The organism is Streptomyces sp. NBC_00247 (assembly GCF_036188265.1).
GTDB lineage: Bacteria > Actinomycetota > Actinomycetes > Streptomycetales > Streptomycetaceae > Streptomyces.
The window spans coordinates 6847015-6867042 of record NZ_CP108093.1; the positions used below are offsets into that span (position 1 = coordinate 6847015).

Below are 20028 nucleotides of genomic sequence, written 5' to 3' on the forward strand. Positions count from 1 at the left end.
GCAGGGGTTTCGCCGCGCAAGCTGTCCCGCATGACCGACCTCGACACCCTCGTCCCGCCCGCCGACCTCGCCGCCGCCATGGAGGCGGGCCACGTCAGCCGGAAAACCCATCCGACCCTGCCCCTGTCGATCTACACCTACACGCGGGAGTGCCAGTACGGGCACGTGTGGACGCCGGTCACCATGCGCTGCCGTGGCCTGATCGCCGACGACCTCTCCGGCGCGGTGGTCGCCCTGCCGTTCCCGAAGATCTTCCTGACGGCCATGCACGGAGCGCACGACTTCGCGCCGCCGCTGCCCGCCGAGCCGTTCGAGATATTCGAGAAGACGGACGGCTCGCTGATCATCGTCTTCCACTACGACGGCGGCTGGCACGCCGCGTCGAAGGGCAGTTTCGTCTCCGCGCAGGCCCAATGGGCCCAGGCCGTCCTCGACGCCGCCGACCTGTCCGGCCTCGACCCCGAACTCACCTACCTCGCCGAGGCGATCTACCCCGCCAATCGGGTCGTCGTCGACTACGGGCGGCGCGAAGACCTCGTCCTCCTCGCCGCCTACCGGCCGGCCGCCCGCGTGGAGGAGCCGCTGGCCGCCGTCGCCCCGGGCTGGAAGCCCATCGGGACGGTCGTCCGGTGCTGGGGTCTGCGGGACGGTCTCGCGGAACTGGAGCGGCTGGCCGCCACGAGTACCACCCTGGACGGAGTGAGGGCCGACGGTACGGACGAGGAGGGGTACGTCATCCGCTACGCCTCCGGAGCCAGGGCGAAGATCAAACTGTCCGCCTACCTGGCCCTGCACAAGCTGTTCACCGGCACGAACGAACGGACCGTCTGGGAAGTGCTGGCGTCCGGTCAGGACCCGGCGGTCCTGTTCGACGAGGTGCCCGACGAGTTCGCCGACTGGACCCGCGCCGTCGCGGCCTCCCTGCACGAGCGGCACGACCGGCTCGTCGAGCGGGTGACGGAGGAGTACGGCCGGGTGATCGCGGCCCTCCCCGCCGACGCCGACCGCAGGGCCTTCGCCCTGGAAGCGGCCGAAAGCGCGCACCGGGGCATCCTGTTCCTCCTCCACGACGGCCGCGACGGCGCCGTCAGCGCCTGGGCGTGGAGGGAGGTCAAGCCGCGCCGCGACAGGCCCTTCCGGAACGCCGAGGACTGACACCGACGGTGACGTGGCTTCCCGGGCGGCCGGCCGGACGGACCACCGCCCCGGCCGCACCGGCGGACCACGTCACCGCCCTCGCCCTCTCCCGGATCAGCCGTTGTTGATGCGCACCACTCCGGTGATGGTCCCCTGGTAGACCACGCCGCCCGGGGCGATGGAGCCCACCATCTGGAGGGAGTCGAAGAGCGAGCCGGTACCGACGGACTTGGTACGGACCGTCTTGCCGGTCTCCGGGTCGATCTCCGCGTAGGCGAAGTTGTCCAGGACGGACGTGCTGGTGGTTCCCGGGATGAGCGGGCTGCGGACGATGGTGTGGAGGAGGCCGTCCGCCGTGGACAGCCGGGGCACGGCCGAGGAGCGGATGCCGGTGTCCCACTTCAGGTCGCAGCCGGAGCCGTCCGCGCGTACGTCGACCCGGCTGAAGCCGCCCGTGAAGTCGGCGGAGGCGGGGACGCTGGTGCCGGCGTTCTGCGGGAGGGCGGGGTAGGGGTAGCCGTACGTGCTGGCGACGAAGACGGAGTTGCCCACCGCGACGGGGGAGTTCTCGCTTCCGCTGCCGGACTTGAGCACCGGGACCGAGCAGACCTGGGCGCCGGTGTCGGTCCGGTACACGAGGAGGTTCTCGGTGGGCGAGGCGTTGTCCACGATGGTGACGTAGTCGGTGCCGGTGCGCGGCCCGAAGAACGTCGGGGTCGAACCGGTGCCCCAGCTCAGCTGACCGGGCTTGCGGGCGGGCCCGCGGTCGTAGGCCTGCCGCCAGGCGATGGTGGGCGTGCCGTCCGCGGCGGCGGTCAGCAGATACGTGGCGTGGCTGGTCGCGATCGACGTGCCGGCCGCTGCCGTCGAGATCGAGTTGTCGATGCGCTCCCCGGCGGGCAGGGCCAGGGAACGGACGGTGCCGGTGGTGTCGTCGGCGGTGCCGACCACGCCGCCACCGGTGGCGAACCAGACGCGGCCCTGCCAGTCCGGCGACACCCCGGTGACGGCGTCGCCCTCCGGTACGGCCCCGGCCAGCGAGAGTGAACTCGCGACGAACAGTTCCCAGTTGCCCGAGGCGTTCCGGCGGTGACCGATGCGGAGCAGGGTGCGGTTCCCGTCGACGGCGACGAGGCGGTCCTGGTTGTCGAGGTAGGCGTACACCCCGCCCAGCAGCGAGCCCTTGGCGATGGTGAGCGTCGTCAGCGACGCGCCGGACGCCGGGTCGAGCAGGTGCACGGTGGGCACCTGGCCGAAGATCGGCGTGCAGAGGGCCACCGGGTAGCCGTCCGACCCGACCAGGATCGTGGGGCAAGCCGACTGGAGGGCGACCCGCTTCGAGGTCAGCGAACCCGTCCCCGGCCCGGGAAGCGGGGTGGCGTCGGACGAGCCGGTGTCGCCGTGCATGGTCGCGGTGCCCTGGGGGCCGCTGTACGGGTTGTGCGGCGGCAGCGGACCGGACGTCGTCGCGGCCTGGGCCGGGAAAGCCGCCGCCAGGGTGAAGAGGGTGGCGGCGCCCAGCACTGCGGCACGCGGGAACAGGGACGGACGAGGCACGGTGGAGTCCATTCGGGAGAGGACGGCAGGGGGCAGCCGACGGCGACGGACGGCAGCCGAGAACGCGGACATCCGTGAGGAATCGGTAGATGCTGACCGATGGGGGCAGAGTTCGTCCGCAGGCGACGTCAGGGGCGACGGAGCGAGCCGATGGGTGTCACTGCCAGGAGGCCGACGGTCCGGGGCCGCGGTGCGGAGGGACGTCGAAGAGGAGAACCCGGGGTGCGGGAGAGGCGCCGAGAAGCGGCGGAACGTCCCGTCGGGACCGGACCGGTGGGATCAGCGACAGAGTGCGCTGGACTGCCTGCACTGGTCCACGTGGCGACGGGCCACGAGCAGGGCGGGTGCGTACCCGAGTTCCCCAGGGGTTGTCATGGTCACGAACCTTGGCAGTCGTGCCGTGCCCGGGCAATGGGCGGTCCACATGATGGACGGACAAACCTGCCGGCTACGGCAGTTCTCGCCCGAAAGCCGATGCCCGGCAGGGCGGGGCCCTGCCGGGCATCGGGTCGGAACGGTCGGACCGGAGGGGTCGGACGACGGTGGTCGGACCGGGGGATCGGGCGAGGGTGGTCGGACCGGAAGGGTCAGGCGACGGCGCAGGCCGTGCCGCTGAGGTCGAAGGCGGCCGGTGAGGTGTTCGTGGCCCCCCGGGTGCCGATGAAGCCGAGGGTGACCGAGGCGTTGGCGGCGATGGCGGAGGTGTACGCGGCCGGGGCCACGCTCACCGCGCTTCCGCTCTGGGTGGGGGTCCCGCCCCACATGTTGCCGATGGTCTGGCCGTTGGCGAAGGAGAAGCCGAGCTTCCAGTTGCTGACGGCGGCGGTGCCGGTGTTCCGGAGGGTGATCTCGCCCTGGAAGCCGTTGCCCCAGTCGCCGACCACGCGGTAGGCGACGGAGCAGGCGGCTCCGGTGGAGCCGCCGCCGGTGGCGGTGGTCAGGCTCACCGCGGCCGAGCGGGCCGAACGGTTTCCGGCCGCGTCGCGTGCGTACACCGCGAAGGAGTAAGCGGTGTGCGCGGTCAGGGAGTTCACCGTGACGCTCGCGGTGGTGGAGGCCGCGACCGAGGTCTCGGTGGTGCCGTTGACGCGCACGACGTCGTACCCCGTCACGCCCACGTTGTCCGTCGAGGCGGCCCAGTTGAGGGTGGCGGAGGTGGCGGTGACCGCCGAGGCGGTCGGGGTGCCGGGGGCGGTCGGGGCCTGGGTGTCGGCCGTCGTCCCGCCGAAGACGGTGGCCTCCTTGGAGGTCTGCGCGATGCCGTTGACGCCGTGGAAGATGCGCTCGCCCCAGGAGCTGAGCCGGGTCGGGTCGAAGTCGATGACCAGGTCCAGGATCGGATCCGTGTTGCCGCTCCAGGACCAGGCCAGGTAACCGAGCTTCAGCTGCTCGGCGGTGGCCATCATGGTGTCCTCGTCCGGGTCCCCGTACTGATCCGCCGGGCCTCCGAACTCACCTATGAGAATAGGAAGTCCGGCGTTCACGAAGGCGTTCAGGTAGTCGGTGACGGCCTGGGCGGTGTTGTAGACGCTGTACATGTGGATCGAGAAGATCAGGTTGCCGGTGGTGTCGGCGTCGTACACCGACTGGGCGTTGGCGCGCATGACGCCCTGCCAGTCCTGGCCCCAGTTGGGGGCGTCCACCATGATCGTGTGCTGGAATCCGGCGGTGCGCAGCTTCTGCACGGCGCTGATGGTGGGCGCGGTCCACCCGGCCGGGTTGGTGTTGCCCCAGGGCTCGTTGCCGATGTTGATGATGACGTAGCTCTCCTGGCCGGCCAGGACGTCCTTCAGGCTGATCCAGTAGTCGGCCGCGTGGTCGAGGGTGCCCGCGGCGGAGTCCTCGCCGTAGCCGGTGGTGTCGTGCACCTCCAGCACGCAGATGAGCCGGTTGGCCTTGCACTGGGTGATGATCCCGGCGACCTCGGTGGGGCTGTTCTTCGTCCACCGGTAACCGTCGGAGAGCACCACGCGGACACTGTTGGCGCCCGTCGCCTTGATGTCGGCCAGCGACTGGGTCTCGCCCGGGTACCAGGTGTGCGCGTGGTTGACCCCGCGCATCACGAAGTCCTTGCCGTTGCCTTCGAGGAGGCGCCCGTCGCTGATGTGGAGTCCGGTCGTGGCGGCTTCCGTCGAGCCGGTCCGTGCCAGGGCGGTCGCCGGCGCCAGCGCGCCGACGAGGATGATCCCGAGGAGAGCGGTCAGGGCTCTCCTGATGAAGAGGGCGGGGTGCGTTCGTGCCGTGCTTCTCGCTGTTCTCACTGCGGCTCCAGAGGGTGGACGCGTCGAGCATCGGGCGATATGGGAGCGCTCCCACAAATGGGAGCGCTCCCATAAAGCCATTCTGTCGGGGTCACGTCAAGACATCGCACAGGCCCGGGGCGATCCCGGGGCGATCCGGCTCACCGGACCGTCACGGCCGAAGGTGCCGGGCCGGTGGCGATCGTCCCCGGAGCCGGGTGGGGCGGATGCGAGGCGGCCGTGCCGGGCGGCTCCAGCCCGACCAGCAGGGAGCGGACGGCCTCCACCGCGTGCATGACCATCGCCGGGTCGGCGCCCGGCCGGGCGTGCGCGCTCATCCGGATCGCGGGTGCCTGCGGGAGGCCGGCGTACTCGACCAGGCCGTCGGGGCCCCGGCCCGCGGTCGCCAGCAGGGCCACCCCGAGCCCGGCGCGCGCGGCCTCCAGCACCCCCGCGAGGTAGCCGGCGTCGCAGACGACCGAGGCGGTGATGCCGTGCGTGGAGAGGACGTCCAGCGCCCTGCGGCGGATCGCGCACGGTGCCGCCACCGCGACCAGCGGGAGGGGGGCCGGGCCCGGCGGTGGCGACCATCCCGGTGCGGCGTACCAGGTCAGGGGCATCCCGCCGACCTGCATGCCCTCCGTGGAGGCTGCCTCGGTCACGTACACCGCCAGGTCCACGGACCTGCGGTCGACGGCCTCCACGAGCCGCGCGGAACGGTCGATGCGGAACCGGACCCGGCAGTGCGGGAGCGTCCCGTGGACGGCCTCGGTGATCCGGGGGAGTATCTGGTCCGCTCCGTGCTCGGTGGAGCCGATGACGATGGTGGCGGGCTCGGAGTCCAGCAGCCTGCGTGCGGCCTCGTCGTGGACCCCGAGTATCCGGCGTGCCTCTTCGAGAAGGAGGTTCCCGGCGTCGGTGAACCGGGTCGCCCGGCCCGCTCGTTCGACCACCGGTTTGCCCAACGCCCGCTCCAGGCGGCGGACATGCTGGCTCACCGCCGACTGGCTGAGTGTCAGTGCCTCGGCGGCCCGGTGGAATCCGCCGCGGTCCGCGACGGCGACGAGACTACGCAAAGCGACAATGTCGAAAACTGGCCCCATGCGGGCACGCTAGCATCAACCAATAAGCATTCACGATCGCTTGTGATCGTTCCTCCTTGTTGAAGGTGCACGGAGGGTTCGCCATCCTGGCGGCATGTCGCACACCACGGCCGGACCGTGAACACGGCCACCCAATCCGTCGAACAGGCCTCGGCGGGAGCCCGGTTACTCGGCCTGCTCGCTCGGGACCTGCCTCCCGACCGGCTCACCAGCGATCCCCTGCGCACCGCCTCGTACGCCACGGACCGCTCCGGAGCCCCCCGTCACGGTGAACCGCTCGCCGTCGTGCACGCCCTGGGCACCGACGACGTGTGCACGGTCCTGCGCCACGCGGACGCACTGGGCGTCCCGGTCGTCCCGCGCGGCGCGGGTACGGGACTCTCGGGAGGTGCGACGGCCGGTGACGGGAGCCTGGTGCTCGACCTGTCCCGGATGAACCGGATCGTCGAAATCGCCCCGGACGACCAACTCGCCGTCGTGGAACCGGGCGTCGTCACCGCCGACCTCGACCGGGCCGCCGCCGCGCACGGCTTGCGGTACGCCCCCGACCCGGCGAGCGCCGCCCTCTCCACCATCGGCGGGAACATCGCGACCAACGCCGGCGGACTGCGCTGCGCCAAGTACGGCGTCACCCGGGACAGCGTGCTGGGCCTGGAGGCCGTCCTCGCGGACGGGACGGTCGTACGGACCGGCCGGCGCACGGTCAAGGGGGTGGCCGGGTACGACCTCACGGCCCTGCTGACCGGGTCCGAGGGCACGCTCGCCGTCATCACGGGCGCCACGGTGCGCCTGCGGCCGGTACCCGTCGAGACGGCCACCCTGGCGGCCTGGTTCGGTACCTTCGCCGACGCGGCCGACGCCGCGACCGCGATCACCGCGGCCGGGATCGAGCCCGCGATGGCCGAACTGCTGGACGGCCCCGTGCTCGACGCGATCGACGCGGCCCGAGGCACCTCGCTGCGCGGCAGGGGCGCGGCCCTCCTCATCGTCCAGTGCGACGGCGCCGGTGCGCGGGCCGAGGCCGAACGGGTCGGCGCCGTCCTGGAGAAGCGCGCCACCTCGCTCACCGTCGCCGCCGACGACGCCGAGGCGGACGCCCTGCTGGCGGCGCGCAGGCTGGCCCTGCCCGCCCTCGAACGCCTGGGGCGCCCGCTGATCGAGGACATCGCCGTCCCCCGTTCCCGGCTCGCCGAGGCGGTACGGGGCATCGCGGAGATCTCCGCGCGGCGCGAGGTGCCCGTCTTCACCCTGGCGCACGCGGCGGACGGCAACCTGCACCCCATCATCGTGGTCGACCCGGCCCTGTCCGAACTCCCCGAGGCGGCCTGGGAGGCGGCGGGCGACATCTTCGCTCTCGCGCTCCGGCTGGGCGGCACGCTCACCGGCGAGCACGGCGTCGGGTCACTCAAAAGGCAGTGGATCGCCGAGGAGTTGGGCGCCGAGAACCATGCGCTGCAACGACGCGTCAAGGCCGCCTTCGACCCGCACGGCATCCTGAACCCCGGCAAAGCGGTGTGAGCGGAGGGCCGCGCGGTGAAGAGCGAGAACCGCGTGAGGCCCGCGCGCCGACGGCGGTGGCGCTCCCCCTGGGACGGCGCAGGGCAGCCGCGCCGTTTGACCCTGACACGGTGACAAGGTCTTCACTGCCTCCCGAGGAGGTGGTCCGATGACCACGACGAGGCAGGGCACGGACGCGACACGAGCACTTCAGGCACTGGAGGACGGCAGTCCGACCGCACGGCTGAGGGCCGCCCTGGCGGTCGGGACGACGCCCGACCCGTGCTTCGTGGACAAGCTCGTCGAGCGGTGCGCGATCGAGCCGGAGTTCTTCGTCCGGGACATGCTGACCTGGGCGCTGGTACGCCACCCGGTGTCCCTGACACTCCCCGTGCTACTCCGGGAGGCCCGCTCGGAGCGTCCTCAGGCGCGCAGTCAGGCGTTGCACACGCTGTCCAAGATCGGTGACCGGCGGGCATGGCCGGCGATCACACCGGAGCTGCTGGCGGACGCCGACGACGAGGTGGCGAGGAGCGCCTGGCGGGCCGCGGTCGTGCTCGTCCCGGAAGGTGAGGAACCCGCCCTCGCCGTGGAGCTGGCGAAGCAACTCGCTCGCGGAGAGCGAGCAATGCAGCTGAGTCTCAGCCAGGCGATGGTCGCACTGGGCGAGTCGGCCGTGCCCGCTCTGAACGGCGCGACGACGGACCCCGACCCGCGCGTCCGTGCCCACGCGCTCGCCACGGAACATCTGCTGCGAGAGCCGGACGCCGGATTCGAGGCGGCGATCGAGGAGGCCAGGCGCGTCGCGGCCCTCACCGGAGCCCCCGGGGCGGACGATGAGCACCGTGCTGATCGGTGAGGTGTCGAAACGGTCCGGGGTCAGCGCCCGCATGCTCCGGCACTACGAATCGCTGGGCCTGGTGCGGCCCTCGGGCCGTACGGGCTCCGGCTACCGGGAGTACTCCGCACAGGACATCCGGCGGATCTTCCACATCGAGAGCCTGCGGTCGCTGGGACTGTCGCTGCGGGAGATCGGGCGCGCGCTCGACGACCCCGGGTTCGCGCCCTCCGCGCTCGTGGACGACCTCGTCCGCCGGACGGCCGAACGCATCGCGGCCGAGACGGAGTTGCTCACCCGGCTGCGCCGGATCGACGCGGCGGACCCGGCCGACTGGGAAGGCGTCCTCCACGTCGTCTCCCTCCTCCAGGCGTTGGGGTCGCAGAGCGCCGACGCCCGCCAGCGCGCGGCCCTCTCCTCGGTCGACCGGGTTCCCCTGCCGGTGGAGGTCCTGGTCGACGCGGTACTGAGCGAGACGGACCCGGTCGTGGCCGGCGCCCTGCGATGGGCGCTGGCACGGTCGGGCGACGGCGGCCGGGAACTGCTGGCGGAAGGCCTCGGATCACCCGAGGCCGCGGTGCGGAAGCGGGCCGTCCACTCCCTCGCCGAGCTGCCCGGCGCCGAGGCGACCGCCCACCTGCGCGTGGCCCTCACGAGTCCGGACGACGTGGTACGGCGCTACGCGGCTTTGGCGCTCGGGGCCCGGGGCGTCGCCGACGCCGTCCCGACGCTCATCGGCATGATCGTGGAGGGCGGCAACGACACCGACGCGGCCGACGCGCTGAGCGTGCTGGCGAGCGACACCGCGACGGCCGACCGTATCGCGGAGGAACTCGTCGACCGCCTCGCCCGGTCCACCACGGGAGCGGGCGCGCGCGGACGGCTGACCCAGGCGCTGGCGGGCATCCCGGGACCGACGGCGTCGCACGCCCTGGTCGAGCTGTCCGACGACGAGGACCGCGCCGTCTCGCTGACCGCCGCCTATCTGCTCCGGCTCCGCGACGCCCGGTGAAGTCCCGCGTCGCCGGACCCGGAACGCGCCGGCGCGAGCCGGGCGCGAGGAGACGTGTCCTTCAAGCCAGCCTGCACCTCCCGTCGAGGCCCGCCACCTTTCCCGACAGACGCAGTGCACGGCCGAGGCCGCGGGGAACGACGCGTGTGCGCAGGGTGACGATGGCGTCCACGGGTGTTCCTGCGGGGGCCCGCACCAGCAGCCGCAACTCCTCGTTGACGTGCAGGAACTCCTGGTCCGAAGCCCGGAAGTCCCAGTAGGCCGTGGTGAAACCGATCCCCGAGGAGGTGATGCGGGGACAGTAGACCGTACGGCGTCGCAGGATCTGCGGGGTGGCCTGGGCGGTCAGGAGTGAGCCGGCGACATCGAAGCCGAGGTCTGCGCCGAGGGTCGTCTCGATCTCCATCGGGGTGGTGCCCTCGACCAGCGCTGGTGCCATGTCCACGACGGTGGTGCCCGGCGTCGGCGAGAGGTCGAGCACCAGACGCGACCACCGCACGGCGCACTCGGGGTGCGTCTGGACGACGCACATCAGCGGGATGTCGTACAGCTGCGTCGTGGGGTCGTCCGACTCCACCCGGGTGACCGTACCGCGGGCCAGGCCGATGCGGGTCTCGCGGCGCAGCAGGCGGATCGTCGCCTCGTCGACCGGCGTGAAGGCGCGGTCGGGCTCGTCCTCCTCGACCGTGGGCGTGATCAGCCCGAGGAGGTCGTAATCGGCGGGCAGCCGACCGCTCGGGTCAGTGGTGCTCGGCATGCTTCGCTCCCTTGTCCAACGTGTCGGGCGCGCGCCATTCGCCCAGCAGGCAGAATCCCGCCCAGCGGTCGAGCCGATCCCCGCCGGGGCGGTCGCGCGCAGCGAGCATGGCGGTGCGCAGGGCCGCAGCGGGTGCCTCACCGGCCAGTGTGAGGTCGTGGAAGTCGCCCATGAGGGTGGCGGTGGTGTCGTCCGGCACCCGCCACAGGCTGATCACCAGCGACCGTACGCCCGAGAAGAGCAGGGCACGGCTGAGACCGGGAGCCTCGTCGGTGCGGCCTGTGCTGCCCAGACCTGTCTCGCAGGCCGACAGCACGGCCAGGCGCACACCCTGCCAGTCCTGCCGCAGGATGTCGTGTCCGGTCAGCAGGCCGTCGGCGAGGGACAGTCCCGACGACATCGGATCGTCGGGATCGAACGAGGCATGGCAGGCGGCGTGGAAGATCTCGGCGCCGTCCATGTCCCGCAGCACCCGCTCGCGGGTGGCGGCGCGACCGACGAGGGGCACGCCGTTCAGGCGGCGTGCGACGTACTCGGCCTCGGCACGGGCGTACGGGAGGTCGCCGCCGGGGTCCCCGAGCACGACGGCGCCGCGGCCCGTGTGGGGCGTACGGCGGCGGAGCGTGGTCAGCAGGGAGGCGCTCGGCAGGTAGGCGACGGGGTTGCGGTCGAGCAGGACGGCGCCGCCGTCCGGCGAAAGGGCGTGGAAGGGCACGTGTTGAAGGACGCCGGTGGGGCAGATCACCACGGTGTCGCCGGGATCGGTGAGCCCGGTCAGCGGAGCGACGAGCGGGGAGAGCACCTGCCGCAGGAGGTCCGGCATGTCGATGGCGGCTTCGCGGACCCGCCCCGCGCTGCCCAGGTTGTCCGCGACGAAGCGGTCGATCCGCCCGCTGTCCGCGTCCACCGGGACGACGGAGAGCCCGGCGCGCGGGTCGAGGACGAACAGCACCGTGCGTCCGTCTCCGAGCCGGGCGTACGACACCACGACGACGCGCTCGCCCGCGAGTTCCCCGGCGAGCGCGGCAGCGCCGGACACCGTGGCCCTCCGCACCTCGACGTAGTCCTCGGCAGCTGGGCCGTGCGCGGAGATGGCCGACCACAGCCGCTCCAACTCCTCGCGGACCTGGTGGTGGCGCCCCCAGTCCGTCAGAGGCGCGCGTTCCAGGGCCGTGCGCTCGCTCAACAGCGCGGCCTCCCGGGCGAGCCGGTCTGCGGGAACGGCGTCCGGCGGCCTCAGCTCGGCCGTGCTCATGGCGTCGAGCAGAGTCCTGGCCCGCAGGCGCTCGGCTGCCGTGAACGCGGCCTCCGTCCTTCCCTGCTCCAGGTTGTTCTGGATGAGCAGTTCGTAGACGTCGGCCCGCTGGTCCTGGACGTGCCGTCGCTGCGCGGGGGCGTTCTGGGCGGCACGCACCAGGTCGGCCACCTCGACGCCCAGTTCCAGCACGGAGATCGCGGTTTCGCAGGCTCCCGACTCCCGGGCCGCGCGCGCCATGGGGACGACGACCTCCCAGGCCCGTTCGGGATGCTGGATGCGGACGGGGCCGCCCGTGCCGTGACGGGGCCGCCACAGCAGCGGGTCACCCTCCTGGCCCGGTACGCCCGAGAGGCTCAGCGCGTGTTCGAACGCCTGGAGGGCGTCGCCCAGATCAGGGCGCGCCCGCAGGATCTCCGCGGTTGCGAGCCAGTCGGTGGCGAGCCGGTCCGCATTGCCGGTGTTGCACGCGCGGGCCTCGGCGATGTGCCGTAGGGCGGTGCGGTGCAGACCGAGCCCGGTCAGGGCGCGCGCACGGAAGTGGTGGACCACGGCGAGGGTCTGTTTGACCGGCAGCCAGGCCACGGCGCGTTCCGCCATCGGGAGGGCACGGTCCAGGCAGTCGAGGCCGCCGTCGGCATCGCCGGCTTCCAGCCGGTCGAGCCCCTCCTCGACCAGCGCCACGACCCGCTGATGGTCGGAGACGGGAGCCCGCTCGTTCCATCCGCGGGACGCCTCCCGATGTCGCTCCGCGGCTTCCTGGTCCCCGCAGAGGGCGGCGGTCTCCGCCAGCTCCTGATGGAGGGCGATCCGCGGATTCACGTCGTCCGGTTCGTCGTGCAGGCTCGTCAGCGGCCGCCCGGCACGCTCCCGCTCCCGTTGGTCCGTCTCCAGGGACTCCTCGGCCCGCCGCAGGACGGCGTACGCCTCGGCCCACCTGCCCAGGTCTTTGAGTACGGAGGCCAGTTGCTGGAGCGCGTCGGCGATGATCAGGGCGCGGCCGCCGTAGTGCGGTGCGCCGTCACCCCACTGGGAGGTCAGGGTCTCGGCGATCTGCACCTGGCGCCGCGCCAGGAGCAGGGCACGCCCGGTCTCGCGCGACTTCGCGTTCCACTGCCATACGAGGGCGGTGAGCGTCGACGTCACGGTGGCGAAGTGATGGGGGAGCCACTGCTCCTTCCACCGTCCGAACGCGTCGTCGTCCGTGAGGGTGTCGAGTACTCCCGGCAGGCATGGTTCACGGCTCCGCACGAGAGCCTCGAACTTCGCGGGGAGACCGGTCAGCGCACCCGCTTCGGACAGGGTCTGGAAGGCCGGGTCCTCCTGCGCCGCGCCGGGCGTGTGGCGGGGCGCCTGGGGAGTTGCGGCCCGGGCCAGCCAGGCGCGCGACCAGAGCGTCTGACTTTTCGGAGGCGCCCCCATGCGGGACTCGTCCACGGCGGGGCCGGGGGGTGCGGAGCGGGGAAGCGCGGCCAGCGCCTCCCGGGCCCCGCCGTAACCGGGGTCCAGGGCGAGGGCCCGCTCGTAGCAGGCGCGTGCGCGCTCCACCGTCTCGGCCCGGTCACCGAGTACGTCACCGAGGAAGCGCCAGGCCATGGGCGTCTCACCGGCCGCGAGGGATTCTTCGAAGTAGGCACGGGCGAAGGCACGTTGCTGTTGGGCGAAGTACACGTCGCCGAGCCACAGCAGGGCGTAGGTGCTGTCCGGATCCAGCTCCAGGGCCTGCCGGTAGCAGCCCGCGGCCTGCTCGAACTCGCGTTGCTGGAAGTGGAGGTCGCCGCTCAGCAGCAGCTCGGCGACCTCGGTCCTCTCCGACAGAGCCACCGGCGCCTCCAGCGGCACTCCCAGGAGCTCCGCCACCTGTGCCGCCGTCTCCGGGTCTTCGTCGGCCAGCTGCCGCAGCCGATCCGGGCCGTCCGGGCTTCCCACGATCAGGGCGGCGGTCATGTGGATGTGCAGCAGGGGTGGCGGGAGCGCCGCGGCCGAGGGGTCGATCGTGAGAGTGCCGTTCTCCAACCGGGCCAGCAACCGGGCGGGTGGCAGCGAGAACCCCTTGCGCGAGTCCGTCGGCAGTGTGGCCGCCAGCCCGGAGCCGTCTCGCAGGCGGGACAGGTGCGCGTCCCAGTGGACGGCCTCGGGCGACCCGGTCCTCAGGAGGGTCAGCACGAGCAGCCGCACGAGTTCTCCGTCCTCGGGGGCGGGCGGGTCGGTCAGGTGCGCGCGCAGGATCGACTCCGCCTTTCCGTCCTCACCCACCTGGCTGTACGTGGCGGCCAGCCGTAACACCGGGCGCTCGGGGCCTGGTCCCAGGGCGTACAGCTCTTCCAGAACCTCGATGGAGCGGTGCAGCTCGCCCCGGCCGCGGAATTGCGACTCCAGGACGTCCCGGAAGGAGGAGAGGCCGGGGACGTTTTCGAACGCGGCGTCGAGCAGGCGGGCCCGCTCCAGGGCCGCGGGCCCGGGCTCCCAGCTGAGCGCCGACAGACCGGGCAGGAGGGCGAACCACAACTCCGGTGCGCTCTGCGCCCCGTGGGCACGCAGCCAGCGGCCCACCTTTCTGCTTGCCGACCCACTGTTCGTGCCGGAGGCCACCAGAGACGCTGTGTCCCGCGCGGAGCCTCGTGTGATGAGCGCCCCCAGCACCGCATCGGCCGCGGACCTGTCATTTCCGGGGACGGCTTCCAGGGCGCGTCCGACGTCTTTTCGCACGCGCCGGTCGCCGAGGGGTTCGTCGTCTCCGGTACCCAGTCTGCCGATCGTTCCCAAGAGCGACGCGAAGGGATCCAGAGGGCTGCGGGCACGCTCGGCCAGGGTGAACTGCCGGTGTGCCTCGGCACGGTCGTGCCGCACATCGGCCGCCACACCACGCAGCACCCGGGCGTCCGCTTCCAGCAGGTCGGCCATGGCGAGCGCCTGCGGCTCGTCATTCGTACCGATCAACAACCCGGTCGCGGCGAGCACTTCGGCCATCGCCGCAGCCGTCTCGGTGTCCTGCCACGCCGAGCCCGCGCCGCCGGCCAGCGTCACGAGGTCCGTGAGGGCCTGGTGTACCGCGTCCGCCGGCAGGTCCTGCATCCGCCGGTCGAGACCGGCGGGCGCGGCAGCCAGGCCGAGGATCCGGGCCTGGGCGGCTGCCATGTCCTCAGGCCCCTGCGGACCGAACCACCGCGCCCTGACCGAGCCCCAGTACCTGAGCAACGCCCATCCGAACACCACGGCCCCCGCGAGACTCGGCCCGCCGTCGGCACCCGGAGGGCATTGGACCTTGCATGGGAACAAACGCCTGCGACACCCGTTCGGTTCCGCGCCAGAGGCGCCTTCCTCCGTCCGACCTGCCGGGGCGCGAGCCTCTGCGGGAGCCGCTGTGAACGGATCCGGGCGAAGCGGGCGGTGCCTGCCGCCCCACAGCGGCATGGCACGACTGCGCGAGTGAGGCCCGGCAACGTACCGGACGCCTGCTCAGGGCGCGGTGAACAGTGCCGGGAAGCGGGGGCCGAGCCACGGCTCGCGTCCCCGGGCGAAGACCTGGCCCCGGGCCATGGCCCGCCACGGGGCGCGCCGACCGAGCGCGATGAGCAGGAAGGCGACGGGGTCGATGTGGAGGGTGCAGTCCGGCCGCTCCGGTCGCCCCTCGACGACGACGACCGCGCCGTCGGCCAGATCGACGCCGAACACCGTCCCGCCGCCGCGCAGCCGCACGCAGTAGCGGGCCGTACGGCGGGCGACGGCGGCCGGATCGGCCACCCGCGGCATGACGGAGAGTATGAACGGCATGCACAGACCCACACGGTCGCCGTCGAGCATGTGCGGGCGGCGCAGCGCACGGGCGAGGTCGTAACCGTGGCCCAGCATGTGCGTCAGCAGATAGGACGCGAGTACGGCCCGGTTCATGGGGCCCAGAGGCGTGATCAGCGTCGGGGCGTCGGAGGCACCGGCATCGCTGGCCTCGGCCGAGCCCCCGGTGTCCGCGTCGGTCGTCCCGGACGCGGCCCGGTCCACGGCAGCCCGGTCCACGGTAGCCCGGTCCACGGCGGCCAGGAACGCGTCGGCCTGCTCCGTGATCATCGCCGCCAGCGGCTGCGCCCGGCGCTCCCCGAACGCCGCGAGGGCCCGCGCGTTGGCCGGAGCCAGGCTCTGCGGCGTACCGTCGCCGTACGGGCGTTCGCGTCCGGCCGCCAGGTCCGCCATCAACTCGTTGACCATGGCCAGATGGGCCGCCGCCTCGCCGATCGTCCACTCCGATCCGGGTACGGCGGCCGTGGTGGCGGGGGCGCTCCGCAACAGCGTGGCGATGTCGTCGGCGGTCCCGCGTATCGCCTGTCGGAGGGCCTCGGGCAGCGGCCCGCCCGTGTCCTGTCGTTCTGTCGCTCGCACGCAGTCCGCTCCCGTCCCGGCCGCCACGCCCGTCGCGTGAGGTGCGCGGTACACAATCAGACTCGGGGACGCGGGACAAGCCCCCGGCCCGGTGGTCATGAGGCCCGCGTTCGTGTCTCGACGTGGAGCCGTCCGCCCGGAGAGCGGGTCCGGCGGCGGTCCGGTGCGTGCGATCCCGACCACGCGAGGAGCGTGCGTGCCGGGCTTCGCCGGACAGTCGCGACTTTCGGAACACGCCATAGGGGGCACCGGAAATAGGGGTTGGTTCCCTCCCGGCGCCGGTGACACGGTGGACCGCATCCCAGGAACCGCCCGCCACGCACCGGACCCGTGTCCCGGCGCGCGGCGGAGCCGTTCCGGTCCCGCACCCGCCCGCGCGAACGCGCGCGTACGAACCGACACGCGCCGAACGCGCACTTCGCAGGAGGTCCCATGACCGACCGCCGTACCGTCCTCATCACCGGCACGTCCTCCGGTATCGGCCTGGCCACCGCGGTCGCCGCGGCCGAGGCCGGCTGGAACGTCGTCGCGACCCTTCGCGACACCGGCCGGGCCGGCGCCCTGCGCGCCGCCGCGGAGGCCGCCGGCGTGGCGACGCGCGTCCGGGTCGCACGCCTCGACGTGACGGACCCGGCGTCCGTCGCCGAAGCCGTCTCCGGGGCGGTCGCCGAGCACGGGCGGCTCGACGCCGTGATCAACAATGCCGGGGTGGGGCAGCTCGGCACCGTCGAGCAGCTCGGCGTCGAGCCGTTCCGCGCCGTGATGGAGGTGAACTTCTTCGGAGTCGTGGAGGTGACACTCGCTGCGCTCCCGCATCTGCGCGCGAGCGGCGGCCGGGTCATCACCGTCAGCAGCCTCGGCGGCGTGATCGGCCAGCCCTTCAACGAGGCCTACTGCGCGGCGAAGTTCGCCGTCGAAGGCTTCCTGGAGTCGCTCGCACCGGTCGCCGCGAGCACCGGGGTACAGGTCTCCGTGGTCGAACCGGGTCCGGTGGCCAGTGAGTTCGTCGCCTCCCTCGGTCCGTCCGTGCCGGGGCTGACCGAGGCCGCCGGACCGTACGAGGCCGCGTTCAAGGCGTACCTCGCCACCACGGAGGGCCTCTTCGACCAGGCGCAGAGTTCGGCCGAAGCGGCGGCCTCCGTGGTGGACGTACTCACCGCCGAGCGGCCCGCGTTCCGGGCGCAGACCTCCGGCCTCGCCCGGGAACTCGCCGGGATCAAACTGGCCGACGCCGACGGCTCGGCCGTCCAGACGTTCACCACCCCCTGGCTGTCCTGACCCCCTCCGTCACGGGAGTGCCACCACCTGGGCCGCGTGCGCCAGTCCGGCACCGAAGCCCACCAGCAGCGCCAGGCCGCCCCGGGGCACCGCGCCCCGGGCGAGCAACTCCTCCATGGCGAGCGGAATGGAGGCCGCGGAGGTGTTGCCCGCCCGCACGATGTCCCGGGCGACCACCACGTGGGGCGGCAGCCGCAGCGCCGCGGCCGCCCCGTCGATGATCCGCAGATTGGCCTGGTGCGGTACGAACGCGGCCAGGTCGTCCGGGGTCAGACCGGCCGCGTCGAGCGCGGCCCGCGCCGTCTTCGGCACCGTCGCGACCGCCCACCGGAAGACGGCGGGGCCGTCCATCCGCAGGGTGGGCGGTGCGCCGGCCGCGGCCGACCCGACCGCCGGCCACGGCGACGAGTGGGCGATGGCCTCCTGGCGTCCGCCCTCGGAACCCCAGACGACCGGCCCGATCCCGGGTTCGGCCGCCGGGCCGACCACCACCGCGCCGGCGCCGTCCCCGAAGAGGAAGGCCGTCCCGCGATCCGTCGGGTCGACGATGTCGGACATCCGCTCCGAACCCACCACCACGACGTATCTGCTGCTGCCGGACCTGATCAGCGAGTCGGCCGCCGCGAGCGCGTGGCAGAACCCCGCGCACGCCGCCCCCACGTCCATGGCGCCCGCCGACGCCGCCCCCATGAGGTGGGCGACCCGGGGAGCGGCCGGCGGCGACTGCTCCCGGTGGGACATCGAGGCCAGCAGCACCGTGTCCACGCTCGAAGGAGCGATGCCCGCCTGGGCCAGTGCCTTCACCGAGGCGGCTGCCGCCATGCCGACGACCGTCTCGTCCGGGGCGGCGAACCGCCGGGCGGCGATGCCCGACCTGCGCCGGATCCACTCGTCGCTCGAATCGATCGGCCCCGCGACCTCGTCGTTGCCCACCACCCGGGCGGGCCGATAGGCGCCGACGCCGAGTAGACGGGAGCCGGGGACCGGCGCCGCCGCCCGGAGCCTCCCCGTGGCTGCGGTGCTCACGTCGCCCGCAGGGCCCGTCTCCGTACGCGTCTGTGTCGTGCGGATGTCCGTCGCCCCGGTGCCCATCACGCCTCCGGAACGGACGACGGGATCGCGCGTCCCTCGAATTCGCCGTCCAGATAACGTCGTCGGGTCTCGCGGCGCTGCACCTTTCCGCTCGACGTCTTCGGCAGCGAGCCGCGTCGGACCAGCAGGATCTCGTCCGGCTCCAGCCGCTGCCCGTCGAGCACGGCGGCCCGCACGCGGTCGCGCAGACCCTCCGCACCCCCGTCGCGCTGGGCACGGCCGTCCGCCTCGACCACCAGCACCAGCCGCTCGGCCGCACCGTCGTCCACGGAGAACGCCGCCGCGCAGTTCGGCTGGAGCGCCGGGTCGGCGCTCTCCGCCGACACCTCGATGTCCTGGGGATAGTAGTTGCGGCCCTTGCGGATGATCACGTCCTTCAGGCGGCCGGTCACGAACAGTTCGTCCTCGTGCAGGAAACCGAGGTCGCCGGTTCGCAACCAGGTGCCCAGGTCCTCCTCGCCCACCAGTCGCGCCCGGAAGGTCCGCAGAGTCTCACCGGGCCTGCCGTGGTAACCGTCCGCGACACAGGGGCCGTTGACCCAGATCTCCCCCACCGATCCGTCCGGCAGACCGGTCAGCCGCTCCGGGTCCGCGATCCGGACCGTGGTGGTACCGACCGTGGTGCCGCTGCCCACCGCGTGCACCGTGCGCGCGGAGGAAGCCGGCTCCTCCCGGGGCTCCTGAGGCGCCGCGACCGGTTGGGCGCGGCCCTCGCGCAGCGCCTGGGCCGACAGGACCAGGAGCGTGGGCTCCCGGTCCTCCCGGCTGCCGGTGGCCTTCAAGGTGTTCTCCGCGAGGCCGTAGCCCGGGCACATCGCGCTCGGCCGGAACCCGGCCGGGGCGAACGTCCCGGTGAAGGCGCGGACCGTGTCCCACCGCACCGGCTCGGCCCCGTTCGCCGCTACCCGGAGCGAGGACAGGTCCAGCCCCTCGGCGAGGCCGTTGTCGGCGGCGTCCCGCACGCACAGCTCGTACGCGAAGCTCGGCGCGGCGGTGTGGCTGCCCCGGAACCGGGAGATCGCCTCCAGCCAGCGCGACGGCCTGCGGATGAACGCCTCGGGAGCCATCAGATAGGCCGGAATCCCCGCCCACAGCGGCAGGACGACCCCGAACAGCATCCCCATGTCGTGGAAGAGCGGCAGCCAGTTGACGACGGCGCTGTCCGTACGGCAGGGCCACAGCTGGTCCGTCTCGGCGACGTTGCTGCGGAAGTTCGCGTGGGTGACGCGGACGCCCTTCGGGTCACCGGTGGAACCCGAGGTGTACTGGAGCAGGGCGGTGTCGTCAGGACCGGCCGGCGGTCCGGACCACTCGACGCCGGGCGAGCCGTCCGTCGGCCTCTCGGCCGGTGCGTCGAACGTGTCGGAGGCGACGAGGGTGAGCCCCGCCAGTTCCGGGGACCCGCCGAAGCGCTGCTCCAGATCGCTCTTGACGGCGGCCGTGGTGAGCACGGTGGCCGTCCCGGCGTCGTCGGCGATGCGCCGCAGCCGTTCCAGGCCGCGCTGCCGCGTCGGCACCTGGACGGGTGCGCCCGCGACACCGGCGTACATGCAGGCGAGGAGGGTGGAGACGAACTCCAGGCCGGACGGGTAGAGCAGGACGGCCGCCTTGCCGCGCAGCCCCGCCGCGTCGAGCCTCGCGGCGCGGGCCCGTGCGGAAATGTCGAGCTGACGGTACGTCAGTGTCTGCTCGGGGTTCTCGCCGTTGCGGAGGAAGACGTAGGCGAGGTCGTCGGGCCGGGTCCGGGCGCGCAGGCGCAGCACTTCGGGGAGGCTCGGAAGCTCGCCCGTCGTGGCGTCCGGCGCGCCGGAGCCGTACCCGGGGTGACCGGTTGCGTGGAGGGTGGGGGTCGCGGGGGAGGAAGCGGTCATGGGGTGTCAGGCCTCTC

At 72.9% G+C, this 20028-nt stretch carries 13 protein-coding genes; 5 read left to right on the forward strand and 8 right to left on the reverse strand.

The features are described 5' to 3' along the window. Positions 1 to 30 precede the first annotated feature (30 nt). Complete coding sequence (locus OHT52_RS29270; RefSeq protein ID WP_328723183.1) at positions 31 to 1155, forward strand: RNA ligase; 1125 nt, start codon at positions 31 to 33, stop codon at positions 1153 to 1155. A 96-nt stretch (positions 1156 to 1251) separates the two neighbouring features. Here OHT52_RS29270 and OHT52_RS29275 read toward each other — a convergent pair whose 3' ends face one another. The 3 genes from OHT52_RS29275 to OHT52_RS29285 form a co-directional block, all read right to left on the reverse strand. After that, entirely contained in the window at positions 1252 to 2706 is a 1455-nt protein-coding gene (locus OHT52_RS29275) for a hypothetical protein (protein ID WP_443046705.1), read from the reverse strand. A gap of 575 nt (positions 2707 to 3281) precedes the next feature. Then, positions 3282 to 4955: a cellulase family glycosylhydrolase gene (locus OHT52_RS29280; RefSeq protein ID WP_328723185.1), complete on the reverse strand. Its 1674-nt coding sequence runs from the start codon at positions 4953 to 4955 to the stop codon at positions 3282 to 3284. Positions 4956 to 5095: 140 nt separating this feature from the next. Beyond that, positions 5096 to 6010, reverse strand: a complete 915-nt coding sequence (locus tag OHT52_RS29285; protein ID WP_328723186.1) for a LysR family transcriptional regulator — start codon at positions 6008 to 6010, stop codon at positions 5096 to 5098. Positions 6011 to 6154: 144 nt separating this feature from the next. On the opposite strand from OHT52_RS29285, the gene OHT52_RS29290 reads away from it, so the two are divergent. The 3 genes from OHT52_RS29290 to OHT52_RS29300 all read left to right on the forward strand — a co-directional run bounded on the left by OHT52_RS29290 (position 6155) and on the right by OHT52_RS29300 (position 9384). Beyond that, positions 6155 to 7555: an FAD-binding oxidoreductase gene (locus tag OHT52_RS29290; RefSeq protein ID WP_328723187.1), complete on the forward strand. Its 1401-nt coding sequence runs from the start codon at positions 6155 to 6157 to the stop codon at positions 7553 to 7555. A 148-nt stretch (positions 7556 to 7703) separates the two neighbouring features. Further along, the gene (locus OHT52_RS29295) at positions 7704 to 8393 is read left to right on the forward strand and encodes a HEAT repeat domain-containing protein (protein WP_328723188.1); all 690 of its coding nucleotides are present in this window, start codon (positions 7704 to 7706) and stop codon (positions 8391 to 8393) included. Beyond that, on the forward strand, positions 8380 to 9384 hold the full coding sequence (locus OHT52_RS29300) for a MerR family transcriptional regulator (protein WP_328723957.1): 1005 nt from the start codon (positions 8380 to 8382) through the stop codon (positions 9382 to 9384). Before OHT52_RS29295 ends, OHT52_RS29300 begins: the two co-directional genes overlap by 14 nt. 61 nt (positions 9385 to 9445) lie before the next feature. On the opposite strand, the gene OHT52_RS29305 is transcribed toward OHT52_RS29300, so the two are convergent. From OHT52_RS29305 to OHT52_RS29315, 3 genes are all read right to left on the reverse strand, one after another. Further along, positions 9446 to 10141, reverse strand: a complete 696-nt coding sequence (locus OHT52_RS29305) for a hypothetical protein (protein WP_328723189.1) — start codon at positions 10139 to 10141, stop codon at positions 9446 to 9448. Beyond that, positions 10125 to 14534 carry a CHAT domain-containing protein gene (locus OHT52_RS29310; protein ID WP_328723190.1) on the reverse strand — a complete coding sequence of 1470 codons (4410 nt, stop codon included), beginning with the start codon at positions 14532 to 14534 and terminating at the stop codon, positions 10125 to 10127. Before OHT52_RS29310 ends, OHT52_RS29305 begins: the two co-directional genes overlap by 17 nt. Before the next feature lie 321 nt (positions 14535 to 14855). Next, a complete protein-coding gene (locus OHT52_RS29315; RefSeq protein ID WP_328723191.1) occupies positions 14856 to 15770 on the reverse strand; it encodes an SCP2 sterol-binding domain-containing protein in 915 nt (304 codons plus the stop codon). Between the two features lie 432 nt (positions 15771 to 16202). On the opposite strand from OHT52_RS29315, the gene OHT52_RS29320 reads away from it, so the two are divergent. Beyond that, positions 16203 to 17048: an SDR family NAD(P)-dependent oxidoreductase gene (locus tag OHT52_RS29320; RefSeq protein WP_328723192.1), complete on the forward strand. Its 846-nt coding sequence runs from the start codon at positions 16203 to 16205 to the stop codon at positions 17046 to 17048. 9 nt (positions 17049 to 17057) lie between these two features. On the opposite strand, the gene OHT52_RS29325 is transcribed toward OHT52_RS29320, so the two are convergent. Further along, positions 17058 to 18074, reverse strand: a complete 1017-nt coding sequence (locus OHT52_RS29325) for a beta-ketoacyl-ACP synthase III (protein ID WP_328723193.1) — start codon at positions 18072 to 18074, stop codon at positions 17058 to 17060. Between the two features lie 65 nt (positions 18075 to 18139). Then, positions 18140 to 20011 carry a fatty acyl-AMP ligase gene (locus OHT52_RS29330; RefSeq protein WP_328723194.1) on the reverse strand — a complete coding sequence of 624 codons (1872 nt, stop codon included), beginning with the start codon at positions 20009 to 20011 and terminating at the stop codon, positions 18140 to 18142. Positions 20012 to 20028 lie beyond the last annotated feature (17 nt).